The following is a 12,442-nucleotide window of genomic DNA, read 5'->3' as shown; positions in this document are numbered from 1 at the left end:
AGTGCGACCTGAGTGCCCCTCCCCCATTCACTGGCACATTTTGTAAATCAAGTAGCCCGTGGTCAACACTGGCACGCCGTTTTGCATCAGCAGACTGAGGCTGGAGGCCCCCAGCTCAAACCACAGGCGCCAGCGCGGCAGCGGCTGGGACGCTGCCGGGTCGGCTGCCGCCCCCGGCGGCGCAGCGGCCGGGGCCTGCAGGCGGGCCCAGGCGCTGCGCAGGCTGTGCAGGTCTTTGCGCATGGGCTCGCTCACACCCATGGTCCAGGCGCTGCGTACCCCTTTGTAGAGTTGGGGGGCGGCGCGACCGTAGTTCCAGACAATGACGGTGATCAGCGGGACCGAGGTGCAGGCCTGCACCGACGACACCCACCAGCCCGTCCAGGCATGGAACCACGCATTCACGGTGACCCAGCCGAACAGGCACGCCAACACAGTCAGGCTCAGCAGCACCGGCTTGCCCACCTGGTCAAAAAACACCAGGCCGGGCTGACCCGCCGGGGCGCCCTGGGTCCAGGCGTTGAGGCGCTGCATCAAGGTGAACAACAGCATCGACATCAGCGACAAAAACGTCCAGTGCACCAACAACTCGCTCAGGCGTGACCCCAGCCGTTCGCCACGCCAGGCCCCGGCCACTGCCGCGGCGTGCAACTGCACCCCAAAGCGCTCCCCCAGGGGGGTGTCGAAGCGGTCTTCCAATCCCCAGAAGCCGCCCAGCACGATGGCCCGGGGCCGACGCCCGTCCAAGGCCTGGGCCAGCGCGTGCAAATCCCCCTGGAACAACAGCACCGCCGGCCGCTGCAAGGCCGCCGCCAGCAGCGGCATCGGCCGCTGAGTGGGGGCCCCCGCGTCGGGGTCGACACAGGGGCCCCCGGGGCGCACCAGGGCATCGCCGAGCGAGTGCTCGTACTGGTGCGTCAGCCGTGGGGCACCGAACTCGGTGGGCACATAGGGCAGACCGAACTGCACGCCCTGCTGGCACAAGCCCTCACGCCACTGGCGCCAGGCCTGCGCCTGTGCGGGCGACCCCCCTTGCACCGCGGGCAGCACCCATTTGCCGGGCTGGTCCAGCCAGAAGGCGTCGAGGGCCCGTTGCGCCACGCCGTCCACCGGGCCGGGCGACAGGTCAATGTCGATCGCCACCCGGGTGCTGGCGGGGGTGTGGGCCTGGATCACGCGCAACAGGGCCCGCATCTGGGCCCGGGACACTGGCGAATGGCCCCCAAAGTAGTCGCGGTAACCCTGGTCGTCGATGGCGATCACCAAGGGCTGTTCGGGCTCGTCGCCGGTGTCGCTCCAGTGCGCAGCCCAGCGGAAGTCGTAGGCGGCGATGGTGCTGGCAAAGTACTTCCAGCCCCCTGAGTTGGAGAACAAAAACACCACCGCGGCCAGGAGCACGTTGTTGCGCAGCAAGGTGGCCACGCCGGCCCCGAGAAAGGTCGAAAACCAGTCGGCCACCACTTTGAACAAGGCATTCATCGGCAAGCCTCCTTCACCAGCGACCGGACACACCGGCCCCCAGCAGCACCGCCACCGCCGCCAGCGGCAGTCCGCCCTGCCCCAACAAGGCCAAAGCCGCCCAGGCCTGTTCCCGCTGACGCCAAGGGCCCGCCGGCGCCGCCCGCAGGCTGCGCCAGGCCGTCACCACCGGCTGCCAGACGCCGTGGCGCCAGGCGGCGCCCGGGCTGGGGTACCGGGGCACGGGGGCACGCCCCAGGTTCCAGCTGAGCAGGGTGCTCAACAGCACCAGGCTGCAAGCCCGGTCGGCACTGACCCAGTAGCCGGTGGCTGCATGCCAGGCCGAGCCCAGGGCCACCCAAGCCCACACGCAGGTCGCCACGCACAGCACGATCAACAAGGGCTTGGCGCGCACCGACAGAAACAGGTGGCCGCTCATGTCGGGTGATGGCGGCCGCAGGCAGCGGTCCAGCCAGGGCACCAGCACGGACATGCCCAGCCACAGCACGGACAGCAGGCCCCAGGCGGCCAGCCAGGCCAAGCCTGGCGGCGCCATGCGTTCACCACTCCAGGCGCCCGCCAGCGCAGCGGCTTGCACCTGCACCTCATAGCGCTCCCCCATCGGCGTGCCCACCAGGCCCTGCGGCCCCCACATGCGGCCGATCAGCACCGCCTCGGGCGCCAGGGTGTCCAGCATCTGGCCCAGCAGGTCCAGGTCGCCCTGGAACGGGATCACGGTGTTGGCCTCCAGCGAGGCGGGCAGCAAGGGCTGCACTTGCCAACGCGCCGGCACCGCCGGGTCGGCGCAGTGCGGTGCGTCGTGCGCCAGCAGGGCGGCCTGGCTGTCGGCGAACTGGTGACTCAGGCTGGGGTAGCCAAAGTCAATCGGCACGCCGGGGCGACCAAAACGCACACCCTGGGCGCACAGGCCTTCGCGCCAGGCCTGGGTCAGGCCGGGCTGCACCGACGGCTCGGCGGGCCAGGCGGGCAGCACCCAGCGCTGGGGCTGCTGCAACCAGAACGCGTCCAGCGCCGCCTGCTCGGGGTCAGGCAGCGCCCCGGGCGCCACCGGCAGGTTGACGGCGATGCGGGTCTGCGGCGGCGTGTGCGCCTGCACCGCCTGCATCAGGGCCAGCACGCGGTCGCGTGGCAGTGGCGAGCGGCTTTGGAAGAAGTCGCGGTAACCGTCCTCGTCGACGGCAATCACCAACGGCATGCGCGCCACCCGCTCGGGCGTGCTGCCTTGCGCGGCCTGGCGAAACTCGTGCGCGTGCAAGGTGCTGACAAAGTACTGCCAGGCGCTGGTCTGGCCCAGGCCCAGCAGCAGCACGGCGGCCCAGACACTGCCGCGCACCCCGCTGATGACCACCGCCCCGCCCCAGGCGCCCAGGGCACGGCGTGCCCAGGCCAGACCCCGCGCGCCCCACGACACCGCCAACCTCACGGGCGCACCGGGCCCGCGGGGTGCACGGCTTCCCGCGCGGCCGGTGCGGCCAGGGTCAGGCGCAGGTTCAACGGCAGCTTCAGTTGTTCGTACACCATGGCCTGCAGCAGCAACTGCTGGCTGGCCTCGGGCATGGCCTGCGCCACCTGCTGAAAGCGCTCGTCCAGCGCGCGCTGCTCCGGCTCGGACACCGGGCGCACGCGCCAGCGCTCGGCACCGGCGTCGGGGGTGGCCGCGCTGTCGGCGGGGGCCTCCCAGTCCAGTTGGTACACCGCACCGGGCTGGAACCAGGCCCGCTCCAGCAGCACCGTGCCGCTGTCGGGCACCGGGCGCTCTTGCCACACAGGTTCACTGCCCTCTTGCAGGCGCGCCAACTTGACCGTGGACCCAGCCCGCGCGCGCAGGCTCAGGCCCGCCTCGGGCAGGTACAGGCGCGTGGCCTTGTCGTCGCCCAGAGCCCGCATGTAAGCCGAGCGCTGCGCGTCGCGCTTGGAGGTCAGCTCAGCCCAGACGCTGCTGGCCGGGCGCTCTTCGGCGCCCGGGGCGGGCAGTCGCTCGACCCCATTGACCCCCACCGGCACCATCTGCGGCTTGCCATCGCGGCCCACCCAGCTGACCAGCGCCTTGCCCGACACCAGGCGCAGGCTTTCGCAGGCCTGGGACAGGAACACCGGCGACTTGTCCCCCTCGGGGGTGCGCACCACCGCGCTGCGCTCGCCCATCACCATGCAGGTGGTCGCCTGCGCGGCCCCGGCCCCAGCGGCCAACGCCAGCGTCAGCGCCAGCACCGGCCAGCCCAAGCGCCCCGCCGTGGGGGTTTTGAAGGTCGATTCAAATGCCATCTTCATTGCTCCATCGAGTTCAAATTCAGCCGCCAGATCGCTGCCAGGCGCTCAGCGCTTGGCGGGCCCTTTGCTGCGGCGCTCAAACAAAAAGTCGCCCCCCAGCTCATGCCCGGCCACCAGCGAGGCGGCGTACTGCGGGGTCTGCGGCAGCTCGCGCTCCACGTTCACCTGCACCTGGGCAAACACCGACTGGCCCGCCGACCAGCGCTCCAGTTGTTGCAGCTGTTGCAGCAGGCTCCACGCGAAGACCGAGTGGCCGTTGTTGCCGGTGTCGGCCACCGGCTCGTCCGAGCCTGAGGACATCACCGTCACCGTGCGCTTGCGCAGCAGTTCATCGCTGGGCAAGGCGGTCGAGGCGCTGCCGCCCGACTGGAAGGACTCACCGCTGGCAAAGGTGCCCGAATAGCAGCTGTCCGAGATCAACACCACCTGGCGCGACCGCACCCCGCCCAGCCAGCGCGACACATCGGCGTTGGAGATCCAGCCCGTGGGGTCGGTGGCACTGGCATCGGACGGGATCCAGTAGCCCAAGCCGGTTTTCTCGACCAGCTCGCCATGGCCGGCGAAGTAGATGACCAGGCTGTCTTCTTCGCCCATGGCGGCGGCCAGCTGGTTCAGCTGGGCCACCAGCTCGGCCTTGCCGGGGTTCTCCAGCAGGCTCACCTCGTAGCCCAGTTGGCTGCTCAGCGTGTCGCGCATGGCACGGGCATCAGGTACCGCGCTGAACAGTTGCGGAATGCGCTTGTCCCGGTACTGGTTCAAGCCTACCACCACGGCCCGCTTCTGCCGGATCGCCGGGATGACCGCCTGGTCGCTCGCGCCCGCCACGGCCGAGGTCAGGGCCTTGGGCGGGGTGGTCTGCACCTGCAGGCACTTGCCGTCGTCCGAAGGCTGAAGGTCCACGCAAGGCTTGACGTCGGGCAGGTCGGGTTGCTGCTCCAGGCGGGCCCGGGCCTCGGCAAACACCTGGCGCTTGTAGGCCTTGCGCGCGTCCAGCAGGGCCGACACAGTGGGCATGTCGAGCTGGGCCAGCGGCAGGTTGCGGAAGTAAGTGCTCTCGCCATCGGTCAGCAGGTAGCGCGCCGGCGGCACCAGCTGACTGACCTGCGCACTGAGCCCCGCCGGTGCGCCTTCCGGCAAGGCCCCGGACGCCGTCGCCAGGGACATGCCCGTGGCAAACAGCGCCTCGGCCACCCGGGGCGAGGACCCATCGGTCACCGGGTCCGAGGTGCCCGTCAGCGCAAACAAGCGCTCGCCCACCAGGGCCGAAGCGCCCTGGTTCATGGCCAGAAAGTCGGCGTTGACGCGCTGCGAGTCGTCGACTTGGGCGGCGGGTGCTGGTGCTGGTGCTGGTGCTGGTGCTGGTGCTGGTGCTGGTGCTGGTGCTGGTGCTGGTGCAGGCGCAGGTGCAGGTGCAGGTGCCGGTGCCGGTGCAGGTGCCGGAGCAGGTGCAGGTGCAGGCGCAGGTGCAGGTGCAGGTGCAGGTGCAGGTGCAGGTGCAGGTGCAGGTGCAGGTGCAGGTGCAGGAGCAGGAGCAGGAGCAGGAGCAGGAGCAGGAGCAGGAGCAGGAGCAGGAGCAGGAGCAGGTGCCGGCGCAGGCGCAGGTGCAGGCGCCGGTGCAGGTGCAGGTGCAGGTGCAGGTGCAGGTGCAGGAGCTGGTGCTGGTGCTGGTGCTGGTGCTGGTGCTGGTGCTGGTGCTGGTGCGGGTGCGGGTGCGGGTGCCGGTGCCGGTGCAGCGCCTGCGCTCAGGGTGTAGGCGGTGGCCCCGTAGGCCGAGCTCGCGTGGCTGAGACCGGCGGTCTGCACGCTGGCAAAGCTGCCGGTGCGCGAGCCGTAGCTCAGCACGGTGTAGGTTTCAGCGCCTGCGGGTTGGTAGGCCGAGCTGTCCACCGTGAGCGTGCCGTCGAGGCTGACCTCGCCGCTCACCTGCAGGGAACCTGCCTGGTTGGCGCCGCCCAGGGTGCTGCGCAGCTCACCGCCCGCGCCCTGACTGAAGCGGCCTTGCACGCTGAAGTTCTGGCTGTCCCCCAGCTCAAACACCCCGTTGTTTTGCAAGGTGTTGCTGCCCACGTCGATGGTGCCGCCGCCCGTCAGGGTCAGCCCGGCAGGAATGGTCAGGCCGTCCTGTGCGGTCAGTGTGGTGCCTGAAAGAATCAGCTGACCGCCCCCGCTGCTGCTCAGCGCCAGGCTGCTGAAGGTGGTGTCACTGAGCAGGTCCAGTTGGCCGCCTGCATCGATGGCCAGTTGACCCGACACGGTGTTGCTGCCACCGGACAGCGACAGCTGCGAACCATTCACCTGCAGCCTGCCCGTGCTCAAGAACGGCGTGCGGATCTGCGAATTGCCCGCGCCACTGCCGTCGCCCACGATCAAGGTGCCTGCGTTGGTGAAGGTGCCCGCTGCGCCATCGCTGTCGGTGACCTGCAGGGACTGCCCTTCCAGGGTGGCCCCCGCCTGGTTGACCACCGTGCTGCCGCTGGCCACGTTGAATGTCAGCGTGCCGCCGGGCTCTGCCTGCAAGCGGGCGCCGGTGGCGTTGACCAGCGAGGCGCCACTCTCAAGGTTCAAAGCACCGTTGGCGCGCTGGGTGGCCGTGCCCTGGTTGACCAGGGTGGCGTCGTTGACCGTCACCGAGTCGCCCAAGGTCAGCTGCCGCCCCACGGTGAGGGTGGCACCGCTGCCCTGCACTCGGCCATTGAGCAGTTCCAGGTTGGGGAGCGTGGTGCTTTGCCCTGTGAGGTCCAACACCCCGCCCAGGTCCACCCGCACCAGCCCCGTACCGGCCCCGGTGGCGGTGAGGTGGGGCGCCTGCCAGAGGTGGTTGCCTGCGCCCAGCTGCAAGACCGCATTGGGCCCCAGCTCGATGTCCCCCGCCAGTTGGCTGCTCTGCCCCAGCGACAGGCTGCTGTTGGCATCAACGACCAGGCGGCCCGATGAGTTGAACTGCGCCAGCGACATCGCCCCACCCGAGGCCACGCCATCGCCCGTCACCCGCATCAAACCCGCGTTGTTGAGCGTGCTCTGGCCCCAAATCTGCTGCCCGGTGCTGTTGGTCCACTGCAGCGTGGCGCCGGCTTCGTTGTTCAGCACCGCCCCGTTGTCAAATCGCAGGCTGGCTTCGTTGAGGTGCAAGGTGGCGCCCGACTGGTTCACCCACTGGGCGCCATCGCTGATCGCATTGGACGACGAGCCCCCCGCCCCCAGCGTCACGCTGCCCGCGTTGTTGACCACGCCCATGACGAGCAAACTGCCCGTGCTGTTGAGCGTCGCCCCCGACGCCACATCAATCTGTCCGCTCAGGCCCATCGAGCCCGGGTTGCTGAGGCTCAGGCCTGTGCCCAGTTGCAGGTTGTTCAGCACGGCGTCCTGCACCTGCACGGCCCCGCTGCCGGTGCTGGCGGTCAGGCGGCCGCCCGAGATCTGCAAGCGGTTCGTCAATTGCACCTGGCCCTGGATGTCCAGCGTGTCGCCAGCGCCCATCGTGACGGACAGGCGCGACGGCGTGTTGCGACCACTGAGGGTCACGTCCTTGAGCACGCCCTGGCGCACCACCAAGCGCCGCGACGACGCATCATCGCTGTCGAACCGGGGGGCAGATTCCACCGTGCCGCCCTGCAACACCGCGCCGTCCTGCAACACCAGGTCGCCGCGCACCCCCAGCGTGGCATTGCTGCCCAGGGCCACACGCAGGCCCGTGCCCAGGGTCACGCCCTCCAACGCGGCCAGGCCGTCGGGGACCTGAAAACCCACCGTGGGGCTGCTGCTGGTGAAGGTACCGCCCTTGACCCGCGCGCCGTCCAACAACTTGACGCTGCCCAGCGCGTTGGCACCAGCCAGATCGTAAGGGCTGCCGCCGTGGTTCCAGACGCCGCCATCGCCAATCTGAAACTGCCCCCCCGAGTGACTGACCAGCCCCAGGCTGGCGGTGTTGAAAGCCGAGGTGAAGGTGAAGGTACCGCCATTGGCGGCCAGCGTGCCCAGGGGGTTGGTCCAGTTGCCGCCCAGGGTCAAGTCCCCACCGCCATTGACTTGCAGGCTGCCGTTGTTGGTCAGCCCACCGCTCAGGGCCAAGTCGCCCGAATCCACCGCCAAAGTGCCTTCGTTGACCCACGCCGCGCCACTCAACTGCCCGCCCGAAGCTTGCCACCGGATGGTGCCCTGGTTGCGCCCCAACTCCAGGATGCGGGCATTTTGTCCCGTCACATTGACCGTGATGTTGGCCCCCAAGGCCACGGTCGCGCCGGTGTCGGCCTCCAGCGTGGCGCCGCGGGCCGACAGGTTGATCTGCCCATCGCCGGTCAGCCACTGCTCGCCGCTGCCCTGCACCCGCAAGCGCGACGCCTGGAACACGGTGACACTGGCGCCGGCGCTCAGGCTCAGACCGCCAGTCACCTGCAGGGTGGCCGGGCTGTTGACCTCGCCCCCCACCTCGGCGGTCAGGCCTGGGCCGAGTTCAAGGCCGTCCCACAGGGCCGACTGCCCTGGCTCCACCGCCAGGGTGCCCTGGCTCACGGTGCCGCCACGCAGGGTGCCGCCCTTGAACACCACCCGCCCCATGCCGTTGGACAGGTCGTAGCTCTGGCCGCTGTTGTCCCACACGCCACCGGGGCCGATCTCGTAGTTGCCGCTGTACACCTGCCCCAGGTTGGCGGTGGTGAAGGGGGAGGTGAACCGGATGGTGCCGCCCGACGTGCCCATGCGGCCCAGGCTGCCGTTGCGCCAGGCGCCCCCCAGGGTCAGCGTGCCCGCGCTGGCGAACAGGTAGCCCGATTCCGAGTTGAGCAGGCTGCCGTTCAAGGCCAGGTCGTTCTGGCTCTCGATCTGGTTGTAGTTGCGCCAGGCCTGGTTGCTGCCCGACCCCGTGATGGTGTTGCCCTGGCCACTGGAGACGATGCGGGCGTTGTTGTCGGTCAGGCCGCTGATGTTGGCGTTGTCGCCACTCATCTCAATGCGGAGGCCCGAAGTGGTTCGAAAGCCGAAGTTGGCCCCCACGCTTGCCCCCGCGCCCGCCAGGCGAAGCGTGCCGTGGCCGCTGAGGGTTTGCTCGGTGGGGCTGGCAAACTCCAAGCTCGAACCTGGCTCGAGCGTGATGCTGCTGCCCGTGCCGGTGGCCAGATCACCCAGCACATTGAGTTGCGCTGGCGAACCCGGCCCCCCCACCACCACGGGCAGGTCATTGGCCAGGTCCACCGCGCTCAGCGTGGCCGTGCCGCTGGGCAGCACCAACTGGGCGGTGCCGGTGCGAGCGATGGTGGCGCGCGCCACGGTGGCGCCCGAGCCCAGTTGGAGGTCGCCGCCCTCGATCGACAGCGTGCCGCCGTTGAGATTGAGGCTGCTGTTCAGGGTGCTGCGGCCCGTGCCGCCGGCCTGGTTGGACTGCAAGGTCAGCCCCAGGGTGCCCGCGGACGAGCCGATGCTGTTGTTGATGTCGATGCGGTTGGCCGCCTGCAGCGTCAGGGTGGCGTTGCCACCGGCCGTCTTGTTGATGGCGTCCACCACCGTGATGTTGCCCGCATCGGTGCCGGTGGCGCCGGTGCTGACGGTGATGTCGGTGCCCTGGTTCAGCGCGGTCTCGATGGTGGCCGTGGTCACCACGCCAGCGCCTGCCGTGCTGGCAATGGTCACGTTCTCGGGGTCCAGCAGCCACTGGCCCGCCTTGCCACGCGCGGCACTGGCGTCCGGGGCCTGCGTGACGGTCAGTTGCCCATGGGTCGACGTCTCCACAAAGCCACCCTGCCCGCCTTGGGCACCGCCACGCACGCTGATCTGGCCGTGCACAGCCGTGTCTTTGGCCGACCACACCCAGACCTGGCCGCCGTCGCCTTGGTCCAGCGCGTCGGCCCGCACCTGGGCCCCGGCCTGCACGGCCACCTGGGTGGGCAACGCGCCCCGGCCGTCCGTGCTGCCCAGCACCACTTGGCCGCCCCCGGTGTGGCCCGAGGCATCAACGCGCGCCCCCGCGGCCAGCTCGATGGTCTGGCCCTGCAACTGCACCGCGCCGCCGCGACCGCTGTCGCTGCGCGCCGCCACCGTGCCCGAGACCCTCAAGGCGCCCGTGGCGCTGAGCACGATGCGGCCTTGGGCGTCGCGCTCCAGCGTGTCGGCCTGCACCAGGCCTTGCTGGTTGACCACACCGCCGTAGACGTCTATCTGGCGCCCGCGCACCTCGCCGCTGTTGCTCACCAGGCCATCGGGTGCCGGCACCTGAAACCCCAGGTACGGCAGCCCCGTGTCACGCAGGTCCACCGCGCTGCCCGCCAGCAGGGCCACTTGCCCACCCGGGGCGTTGAGCTGGCCCTGGTTGCTGACCTGCTGACCCGCCAAGATGATCTGGCCGCCGTAGGGCGTGTTGATCACGCCCTGGTTCACCACCCCGGCGCCCCCCGCGCCCTGCGCGCGCAAGCGGCTGTGGCCGCTCAGGAAATCAGCGGTGCTGACGCCCAGGGTCGACGCCACCAGGCCGCCCACATCGATGCGGGCGTTTTGCCCAAACAGGACGCCATTGGGGTTGATCAACCAGACCCGGCCGTTGCTGCCCAGGTGGCCCAGGATCAGGCTGGGGTCCTGACCCGTGACGCGGTTCAGCACCTGGCTGTTGGCACCGTTCTGCTGAAAGTACACGCTGTAACCGGAGCCGATCGAAAACTGCTGCCAGTCCAGCACCGCGTTGGGGCTGCTGGTCACCGTCATCTGTTGCCCGTTCTGCTGGCTGCTGGCCGAACCCGACACCACGCGCGGTCCGCTGGGCAGGGCCGGCATGCCCGGCGGCAAGCCCCCGGCCAGCGCCGACGCGCCCGGGCGCAAGGACGCCAAAAACACCACCACGGCCGCAGCCACATGCTTGAGCCGATGCCGGCTGTGCAGACGATCAAAGGACATAGCTGAACGAGAAGTGAAGTCGGTTGTGACCGCGTTGGGTCGAAGCGGCGTTGCGCAGGGCATGGCCCAGGTCCAGCCGGCCTTGCCAGCGGCCCTGCTGCACCAGGCTGAAGCCCAGCCCCACGCCGACCAGCTGGCAGGTGCTGCGGTCGGCCTGGCAGCGCGTGCCCAGGCGGTTGCTCAGCACCCCGGCATCGGCAAAGGCCGCCGCGTTGAGCGTGGGGGCGGTGGGCCAGGCCTGGGTCCACCAGGGGCTTTGGTTGACGGCCTTGAGCGGCGTGGCCCATTCGACCGAGGTGCTGAAGCCCTGGTCACCGACCAGCTCGCGCTCAAGGTAAGCGCGCACCGAGCCCGCCCCGCCCAAGCCAAACTGCTCGCCCGGCACCAGCCCGTGGGGCGTGACTTGCAGCGCGTTGCGCCAGTACAGCGTGCCCTCTTCGCCCAGGGCCGACACCGTGCTCAGCCCGGCGCGCAGCACCTGGTAGCGCGCCTTGGCGCCCGGCCGCACGGCATTGAAGTCGGCTTGGGCCCCATGGCGACCACCGGGCAAGCCATTGGCCGACCACTGCACATGCGCGCTGTAGCGGCCCAGGCTTTGCAGGTTGTACAGCAGCGACAGCGGGCGCACGCCCACGCTGGCCGCGGCCGAGCCACAGCCCGCCGCGCCAAACACGCCCAGCGAGCAGTCGTTCAGAAACTGCCGCCAGTCCCAGCCGACGCTGATCTGCTGCTTGCCCTCGCCAACGCGGCTCAGGTACTGCTGGTACTTGACGCTGACCGCCTGACCGCGACCGGCAAACGACAGGTCGCCCGCCGGGGTGCGGCTGGTGGCGCTTTTGACGTCCGAGTAGTTGGCGCTGAACTCCAGCGCCGACAACTGCCCGTACAAGGGCACGCGCAGGCTGGTGCCCACGGTGAGGTTGTCGCGGATGCGCGTGGGCGATGTCTCCAGCCGCAGGCCCAGCACCTCGTCACCACCCAGCGTGTTGGCGTTCTGGTAGGCCAAGGCGGTGCGGTAGGCGCCCGTGGCGGCACGGCCGGTGTTGTCCAGGCTCAGCGTCCAGCGCAGCGGGGGCTGGTCCTCCACCCGCACCAATGCGTCCACCTGGCCTTGTTTCTGGCCAGGTTGAAACACCACCCGCAGCGACTTGGCCGGGCTGTCGTTGACCATCACGGTGTTGGCGTCCACCGCGATCAGGTTGGGGGTCTCGCCCTTGCGCAGGCTGGGCAGGCTGGCGACGATGTTGTCGGTGGCGTGGTAGCGGTTGCCGTGGACAAACACCTCGGTCAGGCGCCCCTCGACCACCTGCAGGCGCACCGGGCCGCTGGGCTGCAGCACCTGTTCGGGCAGCTGCACCAGCACCGACCCGTAACCCGCTTCGCGGTAGCGTGACTCCAGCGCCTGGGCTGCGGCGCGCAGGCCGTCCAGCGTCTGCGGGCCCTGAAACGGGCGCAAATGCTCGGCCACGGCGGCCTCGGGCAACAGGGTCTGCCCCTTGACCTCAAAACCCGTGACGTCCACCGTCAGGGCCTCGGCCCCCGCGCCGCCCGCGACGCCCACGCACAAGGCCACCCCGGCCCCGGCCAGACGGCCGCTCCATCGTTGTTGTCTCGTTCTCAAACCGACTCCCTGCCCCACATACTGCGCCGGCCTCTTGCTGGGCCGCCAGCTGGACGCCTGTTGGCGTCTGATGCTCAAACCAATGATTTTTTGTAATCAAATGTGTTCAAGCGGGGCATTTTCCCGGTTATTTGTAACAAGTCTTGTACCTATGAGACAAAAAACAAAGGGTTTACCCTAGGTTTCTGACCCATC

The 12,442-nt window shown here is 69.6% G+C and carries 5 protein-coding genes; all 5 read right to left on the bottom strand.

Annotation, left to right across the window (positions count from 1 at the left end):
• Positions 1 to 27 precede the first annotated feature (27 nt).
• The 5 genes from PSQ40_RS20015 to PSQ40_RS19995 are packed head-to-tail and all read right to left on the bottom strand — an operon-like array spanning position 28 to position 12,247.
• Positions 28 to 1,479, bottom strand: coding sequence for a CHASE2 domain-containing protein (locus PSQ40_RS20015; RefSeq protein WP_273953657.1), 1,452 nt, complete (start codon positions 1,477 to 1,479; stop codon positions 28 to 30).
• A 13-nt stretch (positions 1,480 to 1,492) separates the two neighbouring features.
• On the bottom strand, positions 1,493 to 2,902 hold the full coding sequence (locus tag PSQ40_RS20010) for a hypothetical protein (protein WP_273953655.1): 1,410 nt from the start codon (positions 2,900 to 2,902) through the stop codon (positions 1,493 to 1,495).
• Positions 2,899 to 3,744: a hypothetical protein gene (locus PSQ40_RS20005; RefSeq protein ID WP_273953654.1), complete on the bottom strand. Its 846-nt coding sequence runs from the start codon at positions 3,742 to 3,744 to the stop codon at positions 2,899 to 2,901. The genes PSQ40_RS20010 and PSQ40_RS20005 overlap by 4 nt, the downstream gene beginning before the upstream one ends.
• A gap of 51 nt (positions 3,745 to 3,795) precedes the next feature.
• Positions 3,796 to 10,626 (bottom strand): two-partner secretion domain-containing protein, encoded by a 6,831-nt coding sequence (locus tag PSQ40_RS20000; protein WP_273953653.1) that lies wholly within the window; start codon positions 10,624 to 10,626, stop codon positions 3,796 to 3,798.
• Positions 10,616 to 12,247, bottom strand: coding sequence for a ShlB/FhaC/HecB family hemolysin secretion/activation protein (locus tag PSQ40_RS19995; protein ID WP_273953652.1), 1,632 nt, complete (start codon positions 12,245 to 12,247; stop codon positions 10,616 to 10,618). The genes PSQ40_RS20000 and PSQ40_RS19995 overlap by 11 nt, the downstream gene beginning before the upstream one ends.
• Positions 12,248 to 12,442 lie beyond the last annotated feature (195 nt).

This window comes from Curvibacter cyanobacteriorum (genome assembly GCF_028649475.1).
Lineage (GTDB): Bacteria > Pseudomonadota > Gammaproteobacteria > Burkholderiales > Burkholderiaceae_C > Curvibacter > Curvibacter cyanobacteriorum.
Note: the sequence above shows the minus strand (reverse complement) of the source record. Positions and strands in the feature narration are given on the sequence as shown.